General features: G+C 67.8%; 22 protein-coding genes and 1 pseudogene. 15 read left to right on the forward strand and 8 right to left on the reverse strand.

What is annotated here, in order from left to right; genetic code table 11:
• The first annotated feature begins 171 nt into the window (after positions 1–171).
• The 4 genes and pseudogenes from HPC46_RS24245 to HPC46_RS24260 all read left to right on the forward strand — a co-directional run bounded on the left by HPC46_RS24245 (position 172) and on the right by HPC46_RS24260 (position 5,286).
• The gene (locus HPC46_RS24245) at positions 172–2,133 is read left to right on the forward strand and encodes an ABC transporter ATP-binding protein (RefSeq protein WP_179474694.1); all 1,962 of its coding nucleotides are present in this window, start codon (positions 172–174) and stop codon (positions 2,131–2,133) included.
• A complete protein-coding gene (locus HPC46_RS24250; RefSeq protein ID WP_179474696.1) occupies positions 2,130–3,947 on the forward strand; it encodes an ABC transporter ATP-binding protein in 1,818 nt (605 codons plus the stop codon). Before HPC46_RS24245 ends, HPC46_RS24250 begins: the two co-directional genes overlap by 4 nt.
• A 39-nt stretch (positions 3,948–3,986) precedes the next feature.
• Positions 3,987–4,634 (forward strand): annotated as a pseudogene (locus HPC46_RS24255) (phosphoribosyltransferase); the annotation flags it as partial.
• A 58-nt stretch (positions 4,635–4,692) separates the two neighbouring features.
• Complete coding sequence (locus HPC46_RS24260; RefSeq protein ID WP_325096756.1) at positions 4,693–5,286, forward strand: NUDIX hydrolase; 594 nt, start codon at positions 4,693–4,695, stop codon at positions 5,284–5,286.
• On the opposite strand, the gene HPC46_RS24265 is transcribed toward HPC46_RS24260, so the two are convergent.
• Complete coding sequence (locus tag HPC46_RS24265; RefSeq protein WP_179474700.1) at positions 5,283–6,512, reverse strand: acyl-CoA dehydrogenase family protein; 1,230 nt, start codon at positions 6,510–6,512, stop codon at positions 5,283–5,285. The two genes, HPC46_RS24260 and HPC46_RS24265, sit on opposite strands and share 4 nt — an antisense overlap.
• 80 nt (positions 6,513–6,592) lie before the next feature.
• Between HPC46_RS24265 and HPC46_RS35785 the strand changes: the two genes are divergently transcribed.
• Positions 6,593–7,186, forward strand: a complete 594-nt coding sequence (locus HPC46_RS35785; protein WP_179474702.1) for a TetR/AcrR family transcriptional regulator — start codon at positions 6,593–6,595, stop codon at positions 7,184–7,186.
• Positions 7,187–7,205: 19 nt separating this feature from the next.
• On the opposite strand, the gene HPC46_RS24275 is transcribed toward HPC46_RS35785, so the two are convergent.
• Entirely contained in the window at positions 7,206–8,678 is a 1,473-nt protein-coding gene (locus HPC46_RS24275; RefSeq protein ID WP_179474704.1) for a carboxyl transferase domain-containing protein, read from the reverse strand.
• A gap of 34 nt (positions 8,679–8,712) precedes the next feature.
• On the opposite strand from HPC46_RS24275, the gene HPC46_RS24280 reads away from it, so the two are divergent.
• Genes HPC46_RS24280 through HPC46_RS24305 form a run of 6 tightly spaced genes read left to right on the forward strand, consistent with a single transcriptional unit; the run spans position 8,713 to position 15,290 of the window.
• Positions 8,713–9,444, forward strand: coding sequence for an enoyl-CoA hydratase (locus HPC46_RS24280; protein ID WP_179474706.1), 732 nt, complete (start codon positions 8,713–8,715; stop codon positions 9,442–9,444).
• Positions 9,445–9,448: 4 nt separating this feature from the next.
• Positions 9,449–10,594 (forward strand): MBL fold metallo-hydrolase, encoded by a 1,146-nt coding sequence (locus HPC46_RS24285; protein WP_325096758.1) that lies wholly within the window; start codon positions 9,449–9,451, stop codon positions 10,592–10,594.
• 18 nt (positions 10,595–10,612) lie between these two features.
• Positions 10,613–12,196 (forward strand): serine hydrolase, encoded by a 1,584-nt coding sequence (locus tag HPC46_RS24290; RefSeq protein WP_179474708.1) that lies wholly within the window; start codon positions 10,613–10,615, stop codon positions 12,194–12,196.
• A 28-nt stretch (positions 12,197–12,224) separates the two neighbouring features.
• Entirely contained in the window at positions 12,225–14,630 is a 2,406-nt protein-coding gene (locus HPC46_RS24295; protein WP_179474710.1) for a cation-translocating P-type ATPase, read from the forward strand.
• Positions 14,631–14,633: 3 nt separating this feature from the next.
• Positions 14,634–14,840, forward strand: a complete 207-nt coding sequence (locus HPC46_RS24300) for an antitoxin (protein ID WP_179474712.1) — start codon at positions 14,634–14,636, stop codon at positions 14,838–14,840.
• A 3-nt stretch (positions 14,841–14,843) separates the two neighbouring features.
• Positions 14,844–15,290, forward strand: coding sequence for a type II toxin-antitoxin system Rv0910 family toxin (locus tag HPC46_RS24305; RefSeq protein ID WP_179474714.1), 447 nt, complete (start codon positions 14,844–14,846; stop codon positions 15,288–15,290).
• Here HPC46_RS24305 and HPC46_RS24310 read toward each other — a convergent pair.
• Positions 15,287–15,688, reverse strand: coding sequence for a hypothetical protein (locus HPC46_RS24310; RefSeq protein WP_179474716.1), 402 nt, complete (start codon positions 15,686–15,688; stop codon positions 15,287–15,289). The genes HPC46_RS24305 and HPC46_RS24310 overlap by 4 nt on opposite strands.
• A 143-nt stretch (positions 15,689–15,831) precedes the next feature.
• Here HPC46_RS24310 and HPC46_RS24315 point away from each other — a divergent pair, with 143 nt between their 5' ends.
• On the forward strand, positions 15,832–16,056 hold the full coding sequence (locus HPC46_RS24315; RefSeq protein ID WP_233716633.1) for a three-helix bundle dimerization domain-containing protein: 225 nt from the start codon (positions 15,832–15,834) through the stop codon (positions 16,054–16,056).
• Here the strand turns inward: HPC46_RS24315 and HPC46_RS24320 are convergent.
• Together HPC46_RS24320 and HPC46_RS24325 are read right to left on the reverse strand one after the other, a co-directional pair.
• Entirely contained in the window at positions 16,053–17,615 is a 1,563-nt protein-coding gene (locus HPC46_RS24320; RefSeq protein WP_179474720.1) for a GAF domain-containing sensor histidine kinase, read from the reverse strand. The genes HPC46_RS24315 and HPC46_RS24320 overlap by 4 nt on opposite strands.
• Positions 17,608–18,249, reverse strand: coding sequence for a response regulator (locus tag HPC46_RS24325; protein ID WP_179474722.1), 642 nt, complete (start codon positions 18,247–18,249; stop codon positions 17,608–17,610). Before HPC46_RS24325 ends, HPC46_RS24320 begins: the two co-directional genes overlap by 8 nt.
• 225 nt (positions 18,250–18,474) lie before the next feature.
• Here HPC46_RS24325 and HPC46_RS24330 point away from each other — a divergent pair, with 225 nt between their 5' ends.
• Complete coding sequence (locus HPC46_RS24330; protein ID WP_179474724.1) at positions 18,475–19,362, forward strand: amidohydrolase family protein; 888 nt, start codon at positions 18,475–18,477, stop codon at positions 19,360–19,362.
• Here HPC46_RS24330 and HPC46_RS24335 read toward each other — a convergent pair.
• Positions 19,359–20,246, reverse strand: a complete 888-nt coding sequence (locus tag HPC46_RS24335) for a hypothetical protein (protein WP_179474726.1) — start codon at positions 20,244–20,246, stop codon at positions 19,359–19,361. The genes HPC46_RS24330 and HPC46_RS24335 overlap by 4 nt on opposite strands.
• A 19-nt stretch (positions 20,247–20,265) precedes the next feature.
• Positions 20,266–21,984, reverse strand: a complete 1,719-nt coding sequence (locus HPC46_RS24340) for an NAD-binding protein (protein ID WP_179474728.1) — start codon at positions 21,982–21,984, stop codon at positions 20,266–20,268.
• Positions 21,985–22,034: 50 nt separating this feature from the next.
• Between HPC46_RS24340 and HPC46_RS24345 the strand changes: the two genes are divergently transcribed.
• Positions 22,035–22,766, forward strand: a complete 732-nt coding sequence (locus HPC46_RS24345; protein WP_179474730.1) for a 3-keto-5-aminohexanoate cleavage protein — start codon at positions 22,035–22,037, stop codon at positions 22,764–22,766.
• Here HPC46_RS24345 and HPC46_RS24350 read toward each other — a convergent pair.
• A complete protein-coding gene (locus HPC46_RS24350) occupies positions 22,756–23,202 on the reverse strand; it encodes a cupin domain-containing protein (RefSeq protein ID WP_179474732.1) in 447 nt (148 codons plus the stop codon). The two genes, HPC46_RS24345 and HPC46_RS24350, sit on opposite strands and share 11 nt — an antisense overlap.
• A 143-nt stretch (positions 23,203–23,345) precedes the next feature.
• On the opposite strand from HPC46_RS24350, the gene HPC46_RS24355 reads away from it, so the two are divergent.
• Positions 23,346–23,870: an ATP-binding cassette domain-containing protein gene (locus HPC46_RS24355; protein ID WP_325096759.1), complete on the forward strand. Its 525-nt coding sequence runs from the start codon at positions 23,346–23,348 to the stop codon at positions 23,868–23,870.
• The last annotated feature ends 81 nt before the right edge of the window (positions 23,871–23,951 follow it).

Below are 23,951 nucleotides of genomic sequence, written 5' to 3' on the forward strand. Positions count from 1 at the left end.
GACGTGCGGCGGAAGGGTTTGACCTCAATGATTGTTGAGGTTCTAGCGTGAACGTCGTGGCCGATAACCGATTGCAGTGCGTGCGATCATCGACATCGGGGGTCATGTCGGACGGTCTGCATATCTTCAGCAGTAGTCGATGACGAAAGAACTGGTTGACGGGTGGACAAGGTGAGTTCCGAAATTCCGGTGCGTCCGGATCCGGCCATCGCCGCACCCCGTCCTGCGCCCAGGGCCGCCTCCGATCTGCTCCGCTTGCTGCCCTATCTGATGCCGTTTCGGGCGCGCTGGATCGCGATGATCGTCGTCGCGGTCACCAGCCTGGTCGCCACTGTCGCCATCCCGTTGATGACCAAGGCGGTGATCGACGGTCCGGTCCGCCACCAGGACCAGCACGGGTTGTGGGTGCTCGGTGCCGCGGCCATGGGCGTGGGCATCTCAGAGGCGGTGCTGTGGTTCATCCGGCGCTGGCTGGTGGCCAGAGCGACGATGGGGGTCGAGGCCGATATCCGCAAGGATCTCTACGCCCGGTTGCAGATCTTGCCGATGTCGTTTCACGGCCGGTGGCAATCCGGCCAGCTGCTGTCGCGAATCATGAACGACCTCAGCACTATTCGCCGGCTGCTGTCGTTCGGGCTGGTCTTCCTGATCCTCAACGTCCTGCAGATCACGGTCGTCACGATCATCCTGCTGGCCATGTACTGGCCACTGGGGGTGGTCGTGCTCATCTCGATCGCACCGATCACGCTGACCGTGCTGCACTTCGAACGGGCCTTCACCCGGCTGGCCCGCCAGGCCCAGGACCAGGCCGGCCACATCGCCACCCACGTCGAGGAGTCGGCGCTGGGATTGCGCGCGGTGAAGTCCTTCGGCCGCGAGGATTACGTCTACGACCGCTTCGACGAGCAAGCCAGCACGTTGTACGACACCCAGATCCAGAAGGTCACGGTATCGGCGAAGTTCTGGACCATGCTCGAGGTGATCCCCAACCTCACGCTGATCGTCGTGCTGGGCTTCGGGGCGTACGCCGCCGGCCACGGGCTGGTCACGATGGGCACCCTGGTCGCCTTCATCACGATGATGCTGTCGCTGGTCTGGCCGATCGCCTCGCTCGGATTCCTGCTGTCGATGACCCAGGAGTCGATGACGGCGGCCAACCGGATCGCCGAGATCTTCGACGCGCCCCGCGAGATCACCGACGGGCCGCGCACTGCCGCGCCGCAGGGGGGCCGGCTGGAGTTGGACGACGTGGGCTTCCGCTTTCCCGCGGCGGCGGGGAACGACAGCTCCAGTCCTGACTCCGACACGTTCGCGCTGCGCCACGTCAATCTGACTGTCGAACCGGGGGAGACCCTGGCGTTGGTGGGCGCCACCGGTGCGGGCAAGTCGGTACTGGCTTCGCTGCTGCCCCGGCTCTACGACGTCACCGAGGGCGCGATCCGCGTCGACGGCACCGACATCCGCGACCTCACCTTGGACGCGCTGCGCGAGACCGTCGCCACCGCCTTCGAGGACCCGACGCTGTTCTCCATGTCGGTGGCCGAGAACCTCCGGCTCGGCAGGCCCGAGGCAACTGACGACGACCTCGCCAGCGCCATCGAGGTCGCGGCCGCGCAGTTCGTCTACGACCTGCCGTACGGTCTGGCGACGCGCATCGGCGAACAGGGAATGAGCCTGTCTGGTGGTCAGCGGCAACGACTTTCGCTTGCCCGTGCAATTCTGGCCGCGCCACGCATCCTGGTGCTCGACGACACGTTGTCGGCCCTCGACGTCCACACCGAGGCCGAGGTCACCGAGGCGCTGAGCCGGGTGCTGGCCGGTGTCACGGCGGTGGTTGTCGCCCACCGCGCCTCGACCGTCCTGCTGGCCGACAAGGTCGCACTGCTCGACACCGTCGATGGCGCGGGCACCATCACCCACATCGGCACCCACGCCGAATTGCTGGCAGGAGTTCCGCGATACCGCTTCCTGCTGGCCGCCGACGACGAACTCGACGACGGCTGCGAGCACCAGCCCGGCTGGGAGGACGACGACGAGCGTCGCAGGCTCGACCGTGCCTACGAGGAGGCCTGCGAGGAGCGCGGCGCCGCGCGCCGCACCGCCGACTATGCGTCGGAAGGCAGGAGGCGATGACGGCGACGGAATGGCGGGGCCGGCTCGACGAGCAGCCCGACGACCTACCCATCGACGACGTCAGACCACGCCGCCGGGAAGCACGCGCGCTGCTGGGCTCGCTGCTGGCGCCGTTCAAGCTGACCGTCGGGCTGCTCGCCATCGTGGTCGTGGTGGAAAACGCTGCGCGTCTGGCGGTTCCGCTGCTCGTACAGCGCGGCATCGACCATGCGATTCCACCGCTGCTGGCCGGCGGCTCGGCGCGCGAACTGATCATCGTCATCGCCGTGCTGTGCGGCGTGGTGTGTGTGCAGGCGATCAGCCGGCTGGTGTTCCTCAACCGCTCCGGGCGGATCGGCCAGCGGGTGCTGCTGGAGGTGCGCCGCCGGGTGTTCCGGCACTTTCAGCGCCTCGACGTCGCCTTTCATGACCGCTACACCTCGGGACGGGTGGTCAGCCGGCTGACCAACGACGTTGAGGCGATCCAGGACATGCTGGAGACCGGCTTCGACAGCTTGATCACCGCTGTGCTGACCTTGTTCGGCACCGCCATCCTGCTGGTCGCTCTCGACGCGAAGCTGGGGCTGATGTGCCTGGCCGCCTTCCCGATCCTCGTCGCACTGGTGTGGTGGTTCTCCTCGGAGTCGGCCAAGACGTATCGCCGGGTGCGGGAGAGCGCCGCGCTGGTGATCGTGCAGTTCGTCGAGACGATGACGGGCATCAAGGCGGTGCAGGCCTACCGTCGCGCGCCGCGCAATCAGGAGATCTTCGAAGAGGTCGCGGATCGGTACCGCGAGGACAACGAGCAGACCTTCCGGCAGCTGGCGATCTTCATGCCCGCGGTCAAGCTCGTCGGCAACCTGACCACCGGTGTGGTGTTGCTGTACGGCGGTTTTCGGGTGCTGCACGGCGAGATGACCATCGGCACGCTTGCGGCGTTCCTGCTGTATCTGCGGATGTTCTTCGAACCGATGCAGGAGATCTCGCAGTTCTTCAACACCTTTCAGTCGGCGTCGTCGGCACTGGAGAAGCTGGCCGGGGTGCTGGCCCAGAAGCCGGCCATCGCCGACCCCCCGGTTCCGGTTCACCCGGAGACGATTCGCGGTGAGATCGCTTTCGACAACGTGCGATTCAGCTATGTGCCCGATCGTCCGGTGCTACCCGGGCTGTCCCTCGTGGTGCCCGCCGGCCAGACCGTGGCACTCGTCGGCACCACCGGCGCCGGCAAGACCACGATCGCCAAACTGATCGCCCGGTTCTACGACCCGACCGCCGGGGTGGTCACCCTCGACGGTGTCGACCTGCGGGACTTCGCCCAAAGCGAGCTGCGCCGCCACGTCGTGATGGTCACTCAGGAGAACTTTCTGTTCTCCGGAAGCGTCGCCGATAACATCCGGTTCGGCCGCCCGTCGGCCACCGACGCCGAAGTGCATGCGGCAGCTGAAGCGGTGGGCGCCGACGAGTTCATCGCGGCGCTGCCCGCGGGCTATGACACCGACGTCGCCACCCGCGGCGGACGGCTGTCCGCGGGGCAGCGACAACTGATCGCGTTCGCCCGGGCGTTTCTCGCCGATCCGGCGGTGCTGATCCTCGACGAGGCGACTTCCTCGCTGGACATCCCGAGCGAACGACTGGTGCAGCGGGCGCTGCGGACGGTGCTGGCCGACCGGACGGCGCTGATCATCGCCCACCGGTTGTCGACCGTCGAGATCGCGGATCGGGTACTGGTGCTCGAGCACGGCCGCATCGTCGAGGACGGCCCGCCCGGCGAGCTCGTCGACTCGCAGGGCCGTTATGCGGCGCTGCACCGGGCCTGGCTGGAGTCCCTGGCGTAATCGCGCCCACATGGGGTCGCGGGCGCGGAAAATGTGCGTATGCAGCGCTACATCGATAGGGCTGACGCGGGTCGGGCGCTGGCTGGCCGGCTGCACGGTTACCGCGAGCGCGGCCCGCTGGTCCTGGGCCTCCCGCGCGGTGGGGTTCCGGTGGCCTTCGAGGTTGCCAAGGAACTCCAGGCCCCACTGGACGTCCTCGTCGTGCGCAAGCTCGGGGTGCCCAGTCAGCCCGAGCTGGCGTTCGGCGCCATCGGCGAGGGCGGGGTGCGCGTGCTCAACGACTCGGTCCTGCGGCATGTGCTCGTCAGCGCGGCCGAGATCGCCGAGGTGGAGGCCGGCCAGCGCACCGAATTACAGCGCCGCGTCGAGCGCTACCGGGGCGGTCGCCCCCCGATCCCGTTGACGGGCCGGGTCGTGGTGATCGTCGACGACGGATTCGCCACCGGCTCGACGGCCCGCGCGGCCTGCCTGGTGGCTCGCGCGCAGGGCGCGGCGACGGTGGTGCTGGCCGCCCCGATCGGCGCAGCCGACACCGTCGCCGAATTGCGCGACTATGCCGACGATGTCGTATGTCCGGGTGCGCCACGGCATTTCAGCGCGGTGGGCCAGGGCTACGACAACTTCGACCAGACCTCCGACGAGGAAGTCTGCACACTTCTGCGGTGCGCCGAGCGCGGGTTTACGCAATGATGAGTTAATCACCGATACAACGAATCACCCACTGGATCACTACCCGCGCCCGAATGTGGCCGTGGACACCGCGCTTGTGACTCTGGACCCGGCCGACCCGGAGTTGATGGTCCTTCAGGTGCGCCGCGCCGATGCTCGCGGCTGGGCGCTGCCGGGAACCTTCCTGCATCCCGGTGAGCGCCTTGCCGATGCGGTCGAGCGCTCCCTTCAGGTCAAGGCCGGTGTGCGAGGCCTGCGCCCGCGCCAGCTACACGTCTACGACGACCCGGCACGCGACAGCCGCGGATGGGTGCTGTCGGTGGCCCACGTCGAAGTGGTGCCGCTCCGTCGCCTGGAGTCCCGCGGGCAGGGCCAGACCCGCCTGGTCGCGGTGAACCGCCCGGGACGGCTGCGGTACGGGCACGCCGAGATCATCGCCCGCGCGGTGGAATACGTCCGCGACCACTACGCCGAGCAGCCCGATCCTGGCCATCTGCTGGGCCGGCAGTTCACCCTCGGCGAGCTGCACCGGGTGCATCAGGCGGTCGCCGGTCGGCCGCTGCAGCGCGACGGGTTCCGGCGTCTGATGAAACCGTTGTTGCGGCCCACCGGCCATCTGGTCACCCGCACCGGCGGGCGGCCCGCCGAGCTGTTCCGGCGCAGCACCTAACCGGTGATCTCGCGCCCGATCAGTCGGCGAGCCACGATCCACTGTTGAAGTTCGTTTGCGCCTTCGAAGATCTCGAGGATCTTGGCGTCGCGGTACATTTCTTCGAGGCGCACTGATTCGCCGGTCTCGCCGACCTGGCGGGCGAAGCCGAGCGCGCCGTGGATCTGAATCGCCTCGCGCACAAGGTCGTTGGCGAGCCGGGTGCCATAGGCCTTGGCCATGGCGGCCTCGGGCTCGGCGGTGGCGTCGCCGGTGTCGAGCAGCATCGCGGCCTTCTGGTACAGGCTGCGGGCACATTCCAGTTCGGTGGCGCGCTGGGCCATCTGGAATTGCCAGTGCTGCATGGCCCCCAGCGGCTTGCCGAAGACGTGGCGGGTCCGCAGCCGGTGCACCGCGAGGTCGAGGGCGGCCTGGGCCACACCGACGCCGGCCGCGCCGATTCCGATCCGGCCGCGAACAAGTGCCGACAACGCCACGGCCATGCCCCGGCCCCACTCGCCCAGGAGGTTCTCGCGCGGCACGCGTACCTCGTCGAGGACGATGTCGGCGGTGATCTGCCCGCGATGGCCCATCTTCAGATCGGGGCTACCGATCCGGACTCCCGGGCTCGTCAGGTCGATCAACAACATGTGTGCCCTGCTGCCGGTCCGCCCGGCTCGCACCAACATCGAAACCCAATTGGCCACAACACTGTTGGTGATCCAGCGCTTCCGGCCGGTGACGATGAACTCGCCATCGCTCTCTTCCGCGAATGTGCCGAGCCGCTCGGCCGTCAGGTCCGAACTCGTCTCGGGCTCTGTGGTGGCGAACGCGAATGCCTGTCGGCCGGATATCAGCTCGGGCACCAGCATGTCGCGTAGCCGGGCGTCGGCGTAGCGCAGGGTGGCGGGAACCAGAATGCACTGGCCGTCATAGACCCCTGCCATCGAGGACGATTCGTACGCGATCTCCTCGGCGACCGTGCAGGTGGCCAACATCGGGTATTGCAGACCGGCGCCGTGTTCGGGTCCGAACGGCACGGCGAACATCCCATCGGAGGCGAGCCCGCGGAACGACTGCCAGGGAAAGCTGTCGACCGACTCCTGGCGGGATCCGATCTCACGTGCCAGGGGGGCGAGGTGGCGTGCGACGGACTCGCGCGCTCGCGCCCTGAGCTCGATGGTCTCTCTCGGCAGGAAGACGTCGTGGGACATGTCGTCTTGCGTACGGCGAATGGCGGCGGTCATGGGCGAGCTCCTCGGTAATCGGACGATCGTTCGAATGCTAGCTGAATTCGAACGATCGTCCGATTCGATAGGATGGGCGGGTGGAGATCGTCGACAGCAAGGCCGCCCGAACCCGGCGCAGGATCCTCGACGTCTCCGCCAGGGTGTTCGCCGAACACGGTTACGGCGGCGCGAGCCTGCGCCGGATAGCGTCTGAGGCCGGATTGCAGGTGGGGAGCCTTTACTTCCACTTCCGAACCAAAGACGAACTGGTGGCAGCCACTCTGGTTGACGGCGTCGGCACGGCGCGGGCCGCATTGCAAGCCGCGATCGATGCGGTGCCCGATGACGCGCCGGCGATCGACGGGCTCCGGGCGGCGATCCGTGGGCACCTGGATGCCCTGCACGCCAGCGATGACCGCGCCGCCGCAGTGGTGCGGATGGTGGAGACACTCCCGCCGCACCTTCGGTCCGCGCACGTGGCCCACGAGCGCCGCTTCGCACGCGTCTGGCACGAGGTGCTCGAACGCGGGCGCCGGGCCGGCGTGGTCCGAACCGACATCGACCCACGGACGCTGCGAGATCTGGTGATCGGAGCACTCAACAGCACCTCGACCACCAGCCCTGCGGCGAAGAAGGACCTGAACGCGGTCACCGAGGCGGTGTTGACGCTGCTGCAGCCACCCTCGGCGTGACCAATGGGTACAACCCGCGTCAGCTGGGCAGGCCGATCCGCCGATAGCGCTGCAGGCGGGCCGAATAACGCGATTCCGCAGGCGTCTCGCGAAGGTCGTGGACCTCCCTGGCGATCGCGTCGGACAGCCGGCGTGCGAATTCGACCGGTTCGTCTGCGGCGTCGGGATGTTCGGGCACGATCGCGTCGACGATGCCGTTACGCAGCAGATCCTTCGACCGAACTCCTTGTGCGGCAGCCAGTTCCGGCGCGTGCTCGGTATCGCGAAAGACGATCGCGCTGGCGCCTTCCGGCGGCAGCGGGGCCAGCCAGCCGTGCTGGGCGGCCAGCACCCGGTCGGCGGGCACCATCGCCAGCGCGGGTCCGCCGCTGCCCTGGCCGAGCAGTACCGACACCGTCGGGGTGTCCAGCGTGACCAGATCGGACAGGCAGCGGGCGATCTCGCCGGCCAGTCCGTCCTGTTCGGCCTCGGCCGACAGTGCGGGCCCGGCGGTGTCGATGACCAGCACCAACGGCAGCTGCAAACCGGCGGCCAGCGCCATGCCGCGGCGGGCTTCGCGCAGAGCGGCTGGTCCCACCACTCCGCCGACCACGCGTTGCTGGCCGACGACGACGGCGGGCTGACCGCCGAAGCGGGCCAGCGCCAGCACCGTCGTGGCCGCCTCGCCGTGCGTTCCGGACAGCAGCACCCGGTCGGTGGCCCCCTCGCGCAGCAGCCAGCTCACCCCCGGGCGGTCCGGACGTCGGGATGCGATCACCGACTCCCATGCCGGCACATCGGGCACCGGCTCGTCGGCCACCGCCGCCGGCGGTGCGGTCGGCGCATCGGTGATGACGGTCAGCGCGCGATCGAGCGTCGCGCGCAACGCCTCCACACCGACCACTGCGTCAATTACGCCGTGCCGCAGCAGATTCTCCGCGGTTTGCACCCCAGGCGGGAATGGTTCGCCGTAGAGGTGCTCATAGACCCGCGGGCCCAGAAATCCGATCAGCGCGCCCGGCTGGGCCGCGGTGATATGCCCCAGCGAACCCCACGACGCGAACACCCCGCCGGTCGTCGGGTGCCGCAGATACACCAGATAGGGCAGATGCGCCCGCTTGTGCTCGGTGACCGCCGCGGCGATCTTCACCATCTGCAGGAACGCGACCGTGCCCTCCTGCATGCGGGTGCCGCCCGAGCTCGGCGAGGCCAGCAGCGGCAGCTTCTCCGCAGTCGCACGTTCGACAGCTGCGGTGATGCGTTCGGCAGCGGCCACCCCGATGGAGCCGGCGAGGAAGTCGAACTCGCAGGCCACGACCGCGACCCGGCGGCCGAACACGGTGCCCTCACCGGTCAGCACCGACTCGTCGAAACCGGTCGCGGCGCGGGCCTGCTCCAGCTCACGGGCGTAGGCCTCATCGGCCTCGACGAGCAAAGGTGTGTGATCCCAGCTCCGGAACGACCCCGGGTCCAGTGCGGCGTCGCGCAGTTCGGCAGCCCCGATGCGACTCATGAGGGGAGGCTATCGGGCCAGTACGCTCGTCGACATGATCGGTATCAACCGCGTCGGGGATGTGACCACAATCGAGCTGCAGCGCTCAGAACGCCGCAATGCTCTCAATTCCGAGCTCGTGGACTCACTGCGCGAGGCAGTGGAGAAGGCGGCCGCCGACGATGTGCGTGCGATCGTCCTCACCGGACAGGGCACGGTGTTCTGCGCCGGGGCCGACCTGTCCGGGGATGTGTTCGCCGCCGACTTCCCCGACAAGGCCATCGCACTGAACAAGGCCATCGACGCCGTGCCGATGCCGGTGATCGGCGCGATCAACGGCCCCGCCATCGGCGCCGGCGTTCAGCTGGCCATGATCTGCGATCTGCGCGTGGTGGCTCCCGGCGCCTATTTCCAGTTCCCGATCGCCAAATATGGTCTGGCGCTCGACAACTGGAGTGTCCGCCGATTGAGTTCGTTGGCCGGCTACGGCCGGGCCCGCGGCATGCTGCTCGGCGCCGAGAAGCTGGACGCCGAAACCGCGTTGATGACCGGGATGGCCAACCGGCTCGGTGACCTGGCCGACGCCCAGGCCTGGGCCGCCGAGATCGCCGGCCTGGCCCCGTTGTCCTTGCAGGCCTCCAAGCGAGTGCTCAACGACGACGGCGCGTTCGAGGAGCAGTGGCCCGTCCACAAGGAGCTGTTCGACAAGGCCTGGGGCAGCCAGGACGTCATCGAGGCCCAGGTGGCCCGCATGGAGAAGCGCTCCGCGAAGTTCACGGGGGCCTGAGCCCGTGCTCAGCCTTCCCCGGGTCGCTTCGCTCCTGCCCTCCGGGAAGGCGGCCCTGCGACTGGCCGCCGGGACCGCATCGCTGGCCACCGGCGGCTGGCTCCTGCGCGCGCTGAACGACGCACCCGCCTCGCTGGGCGCCGGGCCGGGCGGGATTCGGCCGGTCGCCGACCGCTCGCCCAATTACCGGGAGGGCGTGTTCCACAACCTGGAGCCCGCCGCCCCGCTGAAGCTGGACGCCGAGGAAAACCGGCTCGTCCTGTTCGACATGCTCAGCAGGAGCTCGGCCAGCCGCCCGGCCGGAACGATTCCGCTGGTCCACTCGGCCGCGCCGATCAGCTCCGAGCCGCTGGCCGTGACCTGGCTGGGCCATTCGACCGCACTGGTCGAGATCGACGGCTACCGGGTGCTCACCGATCCGGTGTGGAGTGACCGCTGCTCGCCGTCGCGCACCGTGGGCCCTGCGCGTCTGCATCCGGTGCCCGCGCCGCTGGAGGCGTTGCCGGCCCTCGACGCAGTGGTGATCAGCCATGACCACTACGACCATCTGGACATGGACACCGTCCTCGCGCTCGCCCGCACGCAAAGGGCGCCGTTTGTCGTCCCGCTCGGCGTCGGGGCGCACCTGCGGCAATGGCGGATCCCGCCGGAGCGCATCATCGAGCTGGACTGGAACGAGCAGGCCCGGATCGGGGACCTGAGGTTGGTGTGCACGCCCGCGCGGCACTTCTCGGGCCGGTTCCTGTCGCGCAACACCACCCTGTGGTCGTCCTGGGCGATCATCGGTCCCCAGCATCGCGCCTACTTCGGCGGCGACACCGGCTACACCCGTAGTTTCGAACAGATCGGCGCCGATCACGGACCCTTCGACCTGACGCTGATGCCGATCGGGGCGTACAACACCGCCTGGCCGGACATCCACATGAACCCCGAGGAAGCCGTGCGGGCCCACCGCGATGTCAGCGACGCCGGGCTGCTGGTTCCGATCCACTGGTGCACCTTCCGGCTGGCCCCCCATCCCTGGGCCGAGCCGGTCGAACGGTTGCTGGTATCGGCCGGCGATGCGGGCGTGCGGACCGCGGTGCCACGTCCCGGCGGGCGGGTGGTGACCGCCACGGCTGGGACGATAGACCGGTGGTGGGAGCTGTGAGCCACTACGGTGCATTGCATGACCGCTCTGGCAGCGCGTGCCGCGATCGTTGCTCTCGTCGCTGCTCTGGCCGCGTGTAGCAGCACCGCCTCCCAAGAACCCGCCAAGACGCTGTCCGATCAGCCGCCCCCGCTGGTGCCCGCGGTGGCGCTGCCGGACAACGCCGTTGAGGATGCCGTCGCCAAGCTCGACGGCATCGCCGAGGACCTGATGAAGTCCTCCGGTATCCCCGGCATGGCGGTGGCCGTCGTGCACGGCGGAAAGACGGTCTACGCCAAGGGGTTCGGCGTCAAGGATGTCAGCCGCCCGGCCGACGATCCCGCCAACAAGGTCGATCCGGACACGGTGTTCCAGCTGGCGTCGGTGTCCAAGCCCATCGGCTCGACCGTCGTCGCTCATCAGGTCAGTCAGAACGCGATCAGCTGGAACACGCCGGTGATCGACAAGTTGCCGTGGTTCGCGCTGTCGGATCCGGTGGTCACCAAGATGGTCACCGTCGGCGACCTGTACTCACACCGGTCCGGGCTGCCCGACCACGCCGGCGATCAGCTCGAGGACCTCGGCTACGACCGTCGCTACGTGCTGGAGCGGCTCCGCCAACTACCACTCGCTCCGTTCCGAATCTCTTACGCCTACACCAACTTCGGACTGACGGCGGCTGCCGAGGCGGTGGCCGTCGCATCAGGCAAGAGCTGGGAGGACCTCAGCGAGGAGGTGCTCTACCGGCCGCTGGGCATGAAGTCGACCAGTTCGAAGTTCGCCGACTACGAAGCCCGGGCAGACAAGGCGCTCGGGCACATCCGCATCGACGGCTCCTACAAACCGCTGTACCAGCGCGACGCGGACCCCGAAGCACCCGCGGGCGGGGTCAGTTCGTCGGTCAACGACGTCACCCATTGGCTGACGATGATGCTGGCCGACGGAAAGTACAACGGGCAGCAGATCGTCGACCCGGCCGCGTTGCTGCCCGCGGTGTCACCGCAGATCGTGTCGAGCCCGCCCAGTGAGCCGGCGATGCGCACCGGTTTCTACGGGTACGGGTTCAACGTCGGCACCACGTCGGCGGCTCGCGTGCAGCTGAGCCATTCCGGGGCCTTCGATCTCGGCGCTGCAACCAACTTCGTCATCATCCCCTCGGCGGATGTTGCGATCGTCGCGTTGACCAACGCCACCCCGACCGGCATACCGGAGACGCTGACCGCGGAGTTCGCCGACCTGGTCCAGTTCGGCGAGGTGCGCGAGGACTGGCGCAAGCTCTACGCGCAGGCCTTCGCCGACATGGACAAACCGTTCGGGTCGCTGGCCGGAAAATCACCGCCCGCCAATCCGGCGCCGCCGAAACCGCTTGCCGGCTACGCCGGCTCGTACCGCAACGACTACTGGGGCCCGGCCGTGGTCGCCGAGTCCGGCGGCAAGCTCACCCTCTCGATGGGTCCGCGACCCGACACCGTCGAGCTCACCCATTGGGACGGTGACGTGTTCACGTTCGCATTCCCGAGTGAGAATTTCCCGCCGGGAAGCATTTCCAAGGCGACGTTCGCCGGCGACAAGCTGACGCTCGAGTTCTACGACGAAGACAAGATGGGGACCTTCTTCCGATGAGCCGCTTGCGCGAAGAGAATAAGATTCGATGACAACCGGTGTCGCGGTGGGTCTTTCCGCTGATGAAGTAGCCGCCCGGATTGCGCAGGGCAAGACCAACGACGTCCCGACCCGGGCATCGCGCAGCGTCGGCGAGATCGTGCGGGCCAACGTCTTCACCCGCATCAACGCCATCCTCGGCGTACTGCTGGGCATCGTGCTGTCCACCGGGTCGCTGATCAACGGCATGTTCGGGCTGCTCATCGTCGCCAACAGCGGTATCGGCATCATCCAGGAACTGCGCGCCAAGAAGACACTCGACAACCTCGCTATCGTCGGTCAGGCCAAGCCCGTGGTGCGCAGGAGATCTGGGACAAAGCCGTTGCCGCCCAACGAGGTAGTGCTCGATGACGTCATCGAGCTCGGGCCTGGCGACCAGATCGTCGTCGACGGTGAGCTGCTCGAGGCCGCCAACCTGGAGGTCGACGAATCACTGCTGACCGGCGAGGCTGATGCGATCGCCAAGCATGCCGGCGACACGGTGATGTCAGGCAGCTTCGTCGTCGCCGGAACCGGTGCCTACCGCGCCACCAAGGTGGGTCGTGAAGCGTACGCCGCCAAGCTCGCCGAGGAGGCCAGCAAGTTCACTCTGGTGAAATCCGAACTGCGCAGCGGCATCAACAAGATCCTGCAGTTCATCACCTACCTGCTGTGGCCCACCGGCCTGCTGGTCATCTACACCCAGCTTTTCACCACAGGAGTCGGCTGGCGGGAGTCGGTGCTGCGGATGGTCGGCGCGCTGGTCCCGATGGTTCCCGAAGGCCTGGTCCTGATGACGTCGATCGCCTTCGCGGTCGGCGTGATCCGGTTGGGGCGCAGGCAATGTCTGGTTCAGGAGCTGCCCGCGATCGAGGGGCTGGCCCGCGTCGACGTGGTGTGTGCCGACAAGACCGGCACCCTCACCGAAAACGGCATGCGACTGGCCGAGGTCACGCCGGTCGGTGACGACACCGCCCACCGGGTCGCCGACGTGTTGGCCTCCCTGGCCGCCGACGACCCCAAGCCCAACGCGAGCATGCAGGCGATCGCCGAGGCGTACCCGGATGCTCCGGGCTGGACGGCAACGGGCAGTGCACCGTTCAAGTCCGCGACCAAATGGAGCGGGGTCTCCTACGGCGAGCACGGCAACTGGCTGATCGGTGCCCCCGATGTGCTGCTGGACCCAGAGTCGGCCGCAGCCGCGCAGGCCGAGGAAATCGGTGCTCACGGCTTGCGCGTGTTGCTCCTCGCCGCCGGCGACGTCGCGGTCGACAGCCCCGACGCGCCCGGCCACGTCACCCCGGTCGCGCTGGTGGTCCTCGAGCAGCGGGTCCGCCCCGATGCCCGAGACACCTTGGAATACTTCGCTTCCCAGAATGTGTCGGTCAAGGTGATCTCCGGTGACAACGCGGTGTCCGTCGGTGCGGTGGCCGGGACGCTGGGCCTGCTCGGCGACACCATGGATGCCCGGAACCTGCCGGACGAGCCGGACGCGCTGGCCGACGTGATGCAGACGTACACCACGTTCGGCCGGGTCCGCCCGGATCAGAAGCGGGCCATGGTCCACGCCCTACAGGCGCGCGATCACACCGTCGCGATGACCGGCGACGGTGTCAACGACGTGCTCGCCCTCAAGGACGCCGACATCGGGGTGGCGATGGGGTCGGGCAGTCCAGCCTCACGTGCGGTAGCCCAGATTGTGTTGCTGGACAACAAGTTCGCCACCCTGCCCTATGTGGTCGGCGAGGGCAGACGCGTCATCGGCAACATCGAGCGGGTATCCAACCTGTTCCTCACCAAGACGGTCTACTCGGTGCTGCTGGCCCTGTTGGTGGGTTTTGCAGGCTTGTCCCACAAGCTGTTCGGCACCCCCCCGCTGTTGTTCCCGTTCCAGCCGATCCACGTGACCATCGCGGCATGGTTCACCATCGGCATCCCGGCGTTCATCCTGTCGCTGGCGCCCAACAACGAACGTGCCCACACCGGGTTCGTGCGACGGGTGATGACCTCGGCCCTGCCGTCCGGGTTGATCGTCGGCGTGACGACGTACGCGTCGTACCTGATCGCCTCCCACGGCTACGGCGCGCCCGCGGCCGAGCAGACGCAAGCCTCGACGGCGGCGTTGATCACCCTGCTGATGGGAGCGATCTGGGTCCTCGCCGTCGTTGCCCGCCCGTACCAGTGGTGGCGGGTCGCGCTGGTGGCCACCTCGGGGCTGGCGTACGTGGTGATATTCGCCATACCGCTGGCCCGCAAGGCATTCATGCTGGACCCGTCCAACCTGGCGGTCACCTCGTCCGGGGTGGCGCTGGGGTTGCTCGCGGCAGGGCTGATCGAGGTGTCGTGGTGGGTGCAGGGCCGGGCGCTGGGCGAACGGCGCACGTTGTGGCGAACCGAGCCCGCGGTGCAAGATTGAGCGATGGGATTCCTCGACAAAGCCCTCGGTAAGACCAAGGAAGTCTTGAGTCAGAATGCCGACAAGGTGGAGCAGGCCATCGACAAGGCCGGCGACATCATCGATGAGAAGACACGGGGCAAGTACTCCAGCACCGTCGACAAAGTGCAGGACGCCGCCAAGAACGTGGTCGAGAAGAACCGCACCGACTCCGGTGACCAACCGACCTGACCTATGGCCAAGCTCTCAGTATCGGTAGACGTTCCACTCCCACCCGAGCAGGCCTGGCAACATGCCTCTGATTTGTCGCGCTACAAGGAATGGCTGACCATTCACCGGGTCTGGCGCTCCACGCTGCCCGAGACCCTGGAGAAGGGCACCGTCGTGGAGTCCATCGTCGAGGTCAAGGGCATGCCCAACCGGGTGAAGTGGACGATCGTCCATTTCAAGGCGCCGGAGGCGATGACGCTCAACGGCGTCGGTGTCGGCGGGGTCAAGGTCAAGCTGATCGGCAAGGTCCGGGCGCACGACGAGAAGCCCGACGCGTCCGTGGTGACCATGGACGTCCATCTGGGCGGCGCGCCGCTGTTCGGGCCGATCGGCATGATCGTGGCCGCTGCGCTGCGCGGTGACATCAAGGAGTCGCTGGACCGCTTCGTCGCGGTCTTTGCTCCGTCCTAGGTTCGCGCCCCGTCCTGGGCCCTGATGACGCGATGCGGGCTCGGGTAGGGATGCACTCGGGGCACGCCATGGCGCGCGGGCCCCGCGCCGGGCAGCGGGTGACGAGGCTGCTCGTTTCGGGAGCGCTCGGGGGCCAGGAACCGGCGCTCCAGTCCGGCGATCAGATCCTGCACCGAACGGCGCTCGCGTTGGGCGGCGCGGATCATTCCCCGAATCCGGCGGGCCTGAGTTTGCTCACCGCGGCGCTGATATCGCTCGAGGGCGCCGCCATAGGTAGCCAGGTCAGCGTCGAGCTGTTCACACTGGGCCAGCAACATCTCCCGGAGATGTTCGGCCTGAAGGCGATTCGCGGATTCGGGCGTGAGATTGCCCGCGTCCACATTGCTCGGTGAGGTCACGGGCGAACTGTAGCCGACCTAGCCTTCTAGCGCGCAACGGGTGAGATGTCGCTGCGCCCACCGCTTTTTGTTCACCGAGCCGACACGTGACGGACACCCGCCGTCGAGTCGGTAGTTGCGCGAAACGCGTACTTCGTCCGATGATGTCCGGCGTGGAACGTGCTGAGGAGCAGCGCCAGATCGATCAGGTGGTCGACCGTCTGACCGAGTTGTTCCCGTACGTACCCGATCACGTCATCAGCGACACCGTGGACAGCGCACATCACCGGTTCGACGGCGCCCGCATCCGCGAGTTCGTCCCGCTGTTCGTCGAGCGGCAGTGCCGCGAGTTGTTCATCCTGCAGCCGGCCGTCGAGATCTCGGTCTAACCCAGTGTCAGCGGCGCCGACCAGACCAGCCGGGTGCCGCCGCCGGGACGCGGGGCAATGCCGAACTCGCCTCCGCACTCATGGGCGCGCGCGGCGAGATTGGCCAGACCGCTGCGGGTGGTGTCCTCGCCGATCCCCACCCCGTCGTCGCTCACGCCGATGGTCAGGTTGTCGTCCACCGTCACTGACACGGTCACCGACCGCGCCTGTGCATGGCGCACCACATTGCTGACGGCCTCCCGCACCACCGCCTCCGCGTGATCGGCGAGCCCGGCGTCCACCACCGAAAGCGGCCCACTGATGTGCACCGCCGGACGTACCCCCGAGTCGACGGTCATCTGCGTCACCGCCTGCTCGATGCGCTGACGCAGTCGTGTGATCGACCCGCCGTGCAGATCGAAGATCGTGGTGCGGATCTCCTCGACGACGTCCTGCAGGTCGTCCAGCGCGCCGGTGACCCGCCGGGCGCCTTCGGCCTGGTCGGCGGTCAGCGCGCCCTGCAGCGACAAACCCACCGCGAACAGCCGTTGGATCACATGGTCGTGCAGATCCCTGGCGATCCGGTCGCGGTCGGTGAGCACGTCGAGTTCGCGCATCCGCCGCTGTGCGGTCGCCAGATGCAGTGCCAGTCCGGCCTGGGCAGCGAACGACGCGGCCATGTCCAGATCAGCCTCGGAGAACCGCTTGCCCGGCCCGGCCGCACACACCAGAACGGCGGTCGCGGTGTCGGGTTCGCAGACGGGAAGCACCAGCGCGGTCAGGTCGTCTTCGCCGGACAGATCGTGGAACTCGCTGACCCGCATCGGAAGACAATCGGTGAATGCCGCCGCCGCCGACCCGGCCGCCGGTAACCGACGGTCGAGTAACTCGGCGCGGGTCGACGCGTTGATCACCAAGTGACCCGAATCGTCCGGCATGGCGTAAAAGCTGAAATCGGATGCGGTCAAAGCCAATGCCTTGACGGTGATTTCGCGGTGCACGGCCGCGGGATCGTCACCGGCAAGCAGGTCGGTGCTGATGTCGCGGGTGGCTTCGATCCACAACTGTCGGCTATGGGCCGCCTGGTACAGCCGCGCATTGTCGATCGCGATCCCCGCGGCACCGGCCAGTGCGAGCACCAGCACCTCGTCCGCTTCGCTGAAGGCCGCCCCGTTCGCCTTCTCGGTCAGGTAGAGGTTGCCGTACACATGATCGCGGATCCGGATGGGTACGCCGAGGAAGCTGCGCATGGGCGGGTGATGAGGCGGAAAGCCGATCGACGCCGGATGCTGTGAAAGATCCTCGACGCGAATCACTTTGGGATTGTTCAACAGCAGGCCCAGCATCCCGTGCCCGGTGGGCAGCGGACCGATCAACGCGGCGGTCTCGGTGTCGATACCCTCGAACACGAACCGCTCCAGCACCGGCTCGGAGCCGATCACCCCGACTGCACCATAACGAGCGTGCACCAAACCCATTGCCGTGTGCACGATGGTGTGCAGCTTCTTCTCGAGTTCCAGCCCGGAGGAGACCGCGAGCATCGCGTCGATCAGGCCGTCCCGGACGTCAAGGTCAAACATCGTTGCTGCGCAACGTCTCCGCCGCAAACAGGGCGGCCTGGGTGCGCCCGGACAGGCCCAACTTCGTCAGCAGCCGGGACACGTAGTTCTTGATCGTCTTCTCGGCGAGGAACATTCGCTGCCCGATCTCGCGGTTGGTCAGGCCCTCGCCCAGCAGCTGAAGCAGTGTGCGCTCGGTTGACGACAGGTCACGCAACCGTTCGTCGATTTCGGTGTCTTTGCGCAGCCGGGACATCAGCGCGGCTGCGGCCCGGTTGTCCAGCAACGACTTTCCCGAACCGACGGTCTTGATGGCCTCGGCGAGCTCCATGCCGCGAATGTCCTTGACCACGTACCCGCTGGCGCCGGCCAGGATCGCGTCGAGCATGGATTCCTCGTCGGTGAACGAAGTCAGGATCAGGCAACGCAATTCGGCGTGCGCGGCCAACAGATCCCGGCACAGGTCGATGCCGCTGCCGTCGGGCAGCCGGATGTCGAGCACCGCGACGTCGGGCCGTGCCGCAGGGATACGCGCCAGCGCCTCGGCCACGGTGGCCGCCTCACCCGCGACGGTCAATTCGGGGTCACTGCCCAGCAGCTCGGCCAGACCACGCCGCACGACCTCGTGGTCGTCGACCAGGAACACCTTGATCACACCGCAGTACAGCCCGGAAGCGTCCCGGCCCGGTAGGGGCTTTGGTCCCGAAATCGACAGACAAACGCTGCCCGGGAGGGGCCTGACAATGCCTGGTGCGGGGACCCGTGTGGGTGGATCGTTGGTACTGCGCGTCGGTAACTGCACCCTACGGCGCGCACCTCGGGCCGGCGGGTGGATCCTTCTCCATCCCGCCGGCCCAAACTCCTCTTCTAGACTGCGTCGATGACCGCCCGGTACTCACCCGCCATCGATGTCCATGCGGTCGACGCGATCGACTTCCACACCCACGTCGAGATCGACGGGGCCGGCCACTGTGCCTACGACGACGAGCTGGCCGAGGCCACCGGGCGCTACTTCAAGCTCGGACCCGACTACTTCGCACGCGTCGACGACCTCGCGGAGCACTACCGGCAGCACAACACCGCGGCCGTCGTGTTCACGATCGACGCGCACACGATGTCGGGCCATCAGCCCAACTCGCTGGAGGAGCTGATCGAGGGGGCCGTCCGCAACAACGACGTCCTCATCCCGTTCGGCTCCGTCGACCCGTGGGATGCCGACGCCGTGCGGCGGGTGGGGGAGTTGACCGGCGATTACGGCGTCCGGGGTTTCAAGTTCCATCCCAGCCTGCAGGGCTTCGAACCCAACGACCGCCGGTTCTATCCGATCTACGAGGCGATCGCCGCCGCCGGAGTGCCCGTGCTGTTTCACACCGGCCAGACCGGGCTTGGCTCGGCGCTGCCCGGCGGGCACGGGATCAAGCTGCGCTACTCCGACCCGATGCTGCTCGACGACGTCGCCGCCGACTTCCCCGACCTGACCGTCGTCATGGCCCACCCGGCGGTGCCATGGGTCGACGCCCAGATCGCCATCGCCTCGCACAAGGCCAACGTCTACCTCGACCTCTCCGGTTGGTCACCGAAATACTTTCCACCCCAGCTTGTTTCGGCGATCGGACGCCAGCTGCGCACGAAGGCCCTGTTCGGCACCGACCACCCCTATATCGCCCTGGACCGCTGGCGGCGAGATTTCGAGTCCCTCGGTCTTGATCCCGCGGTGGTCTCGCTGATCCTCAAGGACAACGCACTGGGGGTGCTCGGCCTGGCCTAGGCGGTCTGGGACTCGACGACCATCGCCGACGGGGCGTTGCGTTCCCACAACACCGCGCCGACGCATGCGGTCAGCACCCATCCGGCGCCCACCGCACCGCACCAGATCAGCAACGCCATCGCCACACCGATCGGGCCGAAGCCGTCCCAGTCGTGCAGCAGTGAGGGGAAGATCAGGCGGGCGCCCAGCGGGATCGCGACGCCGTCGATCGTCACACCGGCCAGCCCGGCCAGTGCGAGCGAGCGCAGGCCGCGGCCGCCGTCGCGCACCAGCAGCGCCGGAGTCAGCGACCAGAACAGCCACACCGGCAGCAGTCCGATGACGAACAGCAGTCCCCGGCTGACGCCGTGGTGGTGATGGCCGAACATGATCCGCTCCTGCACCGCCATGGTGGCCAGGTACAACACGAACCAGGCACTGCCGCGCAGCAGCCGCGCCAGCAGACCGTACTGCTCGCGGCGCCAGGCTCTGGCGAAGATCGTCGCCACCGAGGCGGCCATCGGGATGCCCCAGACGAGAAAACTCGCCACCCCGATCAGCGTCCAATCCGCCCGTAGCCCCGCGGAATTGCCGAAGGCCTCCCGCAGCCGGTCGCTCAGCGGATGCTGCAGGGCGAACTGCCGGGTGAAGATCGTTCCCGGGCTGGCATTGTCGGCGAAGCCCTGCATGTAGCTGAAGCCGATGATCATCAACGGGATGACCGTGGTGAACAGTTGCGTGGAGACGACCGCACTCTGGGTGCCGCCGTCGATGTCGTTGTAGCGGGCCACCAGTGCCGTCAGCGGCTTGAGCCGGCGCGACTCCGCGAGGCGCCGGTAGCGTTCCTCGACGCGCCGGCGCATGTCGTCCCGCCTGGTGCCGACCGGTCCACCGGACTGCGTCATGAGCAGAGAGGGTAGGCGATCAACCTGTCTGCGTCGGCGAGCTCGCCACGCCCGGTTGCGACGTCGACTGGCCTTTGCGCAAGGTGGCGATCAATTCGCGGTAGGGACCGACGAGGTAGGCGGTATCACCGGCGTTCAGCTGGGTATCGCGGCGCGGATGCAGGCGCAAGGGGGCATCGTCCCTGGCGATCGCGATGACCCGGGTCTGGGTGGACAGCTCGAACATCCTCATCCCGTCGAGCTCGCTGCCCGGCCGCACCTGCACCGCACCGACCATGAACGACCGCTGGCCCACCGAGAACGTGCCCAGCACATCGAGGCCCATCGCCGCACCGATGAACCAGGGGGTGGCCAGGTCGACGGTGGAACGGACATATTCGAACTTGAAGCGCTTGCCCACCGCCGTGCCCAGTGCCCGGTCGTAGATCCGCAGGACGATCGGGAGGTCGGGGCGGTGGATCTCGGGCAGCGTTCTCGGGCCGAGCATTTCGCGCAGCACGATGCCGGTCTCGATGTTGACCATGTCGTCCTGGGTGAGCACGGCCACCGCGCGAGCGTCGCCGACGCGGGCCGCCTCCATGGTCTGGCGCAGGGTGGCGTCGCCGAAGATCACCGGAACGTCCAGTTCGGCCGCGGCCGACAGGTAGCGGTTGTCCTCGTTGCGGTCGATCACCGCGACGTCGTGGCCGGCCGCCTTGAGCACGCTGGCCACCCGGATGCCGAACGAGCCGAGGCCCACCACCACGACGTGGCGGTGCAGATGGCGAATCTTCTGTCGGCTGGCGGACTGTGAGAGCCGCCGCGACAACAGCACGTCGGCCACGAATGCCACCACGATGGCGGTGGTGGCGACGCCGGCGAACATCATTCCCACCCCCCACAGCCGCAGCCAGGTGGGCTGGTCGAGGAAGTTGAAATCGCCGTAGCCGACCGTGGCGATGGTCTCGGCGGAGAAATAGAGTGCGTCGACCCAGTCCATTCCCGGGTAGTTGTAGGCCAACCGCAGCAGGATCGTCGAACCGACCAGCAGTGTCGCCGAAGCCGCGAGCGCCCGGTAGAACATCGGGTTCAGGTCGTCGCGGAACGCCCGCACCGCGTCGGCCAGGCGGACGAACAGCGGACGTGCCCGGGGGGCCGCCGGCATCGACTTGGCGACCTCGATGCCTTGTTCGGTCAGCTCGGCGGCGGTGCCGATCATCGCCGTCCAGTCGCCGGGGTGCACCCGCACGTCGCGGCCAGGACACGCAATCACCTCGCCGGGGGTTTCGGAGTTGTCGCCGCGAATGACGGCGACCGGAGCGAGATCGCCGTAGATCTCCCGCAGGGTGCCGTCTTTGGTCGAGGTGGTGCCGGTGACGACGAAGTCGACACCGGCCGCCGAGATCGTGTGGGTGGTGCGCTTCAACAAGGCTTCGACCACCGACGGCGCCGCCAGATCCGCGACGTCGAGGATGGCGCCCGGCCCGTTGTTCTCGGCCATGGCCTCGCGCAGCACGGCGTTGGACAGCCGGGCCACCACCCGCACGGTCGGGTTGGCCTGCCGGGCCAGCAGTGCGATCTGCAGGTTCAGATCGTCGTCGTCGTCGGCACAGATCACGGCGTCGGCAGTGGCGATTCCGGCCATCTCGAGATCCTCCGGCGCCTGCGAGAGCGCGACCGTGACCCCGGCGTTGTTCAGCTCGTCGATGATCCGCAGACCGAGCGCGTCATCACCGCAGACGATGGTGTGGCCCCGCATGGGAGAAACGCTACTTCGGAAACCTTGGTCGTGACGGGTGAGAATGAGGCATGCCCTCAGCTCCGTACGTCAAGGCCTGTATCAACGGCGCCCGCACCCCCGACCAGCACTCCGGGATCCCGGTGTCGCCGCAGCAGCTGGCCGACGCCGCCGTGGCCGCGCACGCTGCCGGTGCCAAAGCCGTCCACCTGCACCCCAAGACCGCCGACGGGGTGGATTCGCTGGCCCCCCACACCGTGGCCGCGGCCGTCACCGCGGTGCGCCACGCCGTGCCCGGCCTGCCGCTGGGAGTGACGACGGGGTTCTGGGCGCTGCCGGATCCGCAGCGGCGGTTGGAGGCCGTCGAGTCGTGGACCGTGTGGCCCGACTTCGCCTCGGTCAACTGGCACGAGCCGGGCTCGGTGGAACTGGTGCAGCTGCTGCTGAGCCGGGGTATCGGCGTGGAGATCGGCATCTTCCACGCCGAGGCCGCCGACTCCTGGGCGCGCTCCGAGGTGGCGCCCCATTGCCTGCGGGTGATGATCGAGCTGGGGGCCGACGGGGACACCGAGACCGCCGACGACCTGCTGGCGCGGATCCGTAGTGCCTCCTCGCCCGCGCCGATCCTGCTGCACGGTCTGGACGAGAGTTGTTGGCCGCTGCTGGCGCACGCGGGGGTGCGGGGACTGCAAACCCGGATCGGGCTGGAGGACACCGTGCTGATGCCCGACGGGTCGACGGCGCCGGGCAACGCCGAACTGGTCGCGGCCGCGTGGGACGTGCTGCGGTCGGTTAGTCAGTAGGCGCGGCCAGCGCGAAGTCCGCGAAGTCGAACCCCGGCACCACCACGCAGCTGACCAAGGTCGGCTCGTCGTCGCGGGGACGGGCGCGCTGCCAGTACCCCGGTGGCACCAGGACTTGCGGCTGCTCGCCGGCCACGATGTCGGGACCGAGCAGAACCGTTGTGGCGCTGTCCATTTCAGGTCCGATATCGAGAAGCAGCGGGCTGCCTCGGTGATACAGCCAGATCTCGGCGCTGCGCACGGTGTGCCAGGCGGACTGCTGGCCGGGCAGCAGGACGAAGTAGATCGCGGTGCCGGCGCTGCGCGGTCCGTTGTAGTCCGGGGGCAGCGCAGATTCGCCGATGGCGAGTTCACTGCGCCAGGTCTCGCGGAAGTAGCCGCCTTCGGGGTGTGGCCCCATGTCGAGCTGCTGTACCCAGTCGGGGAGATCCGTCACGGCATCAGCCTAGAGATAAATCGGTTGCCGGCGTTCGTCTTGCGGCATTAGCGTGGCGGTCGTTCATCCCGGAGTCGAAAGGAAGTCCCCGCCGTGGATCACAGCGTCACTGACCTGACCGCTGACAGCCACTTCGGAGACCCATGCCTACTGATTCTGCAATCACCCTGATCGATCTCGATTTCACCTGGCCGGACGGCACCGTCGCGCTGGATCGTCTCACTGCCACACTCTCGACCGGCCGGACGGGATTGGTCGGCGCCAACGGCAGCGGAAAATCGACCCTGCTTCGCCTGATCGCCGGCGACCTGACCCCGACCCGCGGCCGGATCGTCACACGCGGTGACGTCGCCTATTTGCCGCAGACGCTGACCCTCGACACCACGTTGTCGATAGCCGATGTGCTCGGCGTGGGGGCCACACTGGCCGCGCTTCGGGCGATCGAGGCGGGCGTGGCAACCGAACGCGATTTCGAGGTCATCGGTGAAGACTGGGACGTCGCCGAGCGCGCCGCCGAGGCGCTGCGCGTCATCGGACTGGGTCCCGCAGACCTGGACCGCACCGTCGGCCAGGTATCCGGCGGGGAGGCAATGCTGCTGGCCGTCACCGCGCTTCGGCTAGGTGTACTTGGCCATGACGTTGGTAGCAGGCGTGTTGGCTTGATGTGAAGAGAACCTCCGGGTGGGGTGTGGCTTGTCTAAGGCCCACTTCCCACCGGAGGTTCTCGTGTCCCACCGTAATGCCCGTAC

Source organism: Mycolicibacterium vinylchloridicum (genome assembly GCF_013404075.1).
GTDB classification, from domain to species: Bacteria; Actinomycetota; Actinomycetes; order Mycobacteriales; family Mycobacteriaceae; genus Mycobacterium; species Mycobacterium vinylchloridicum.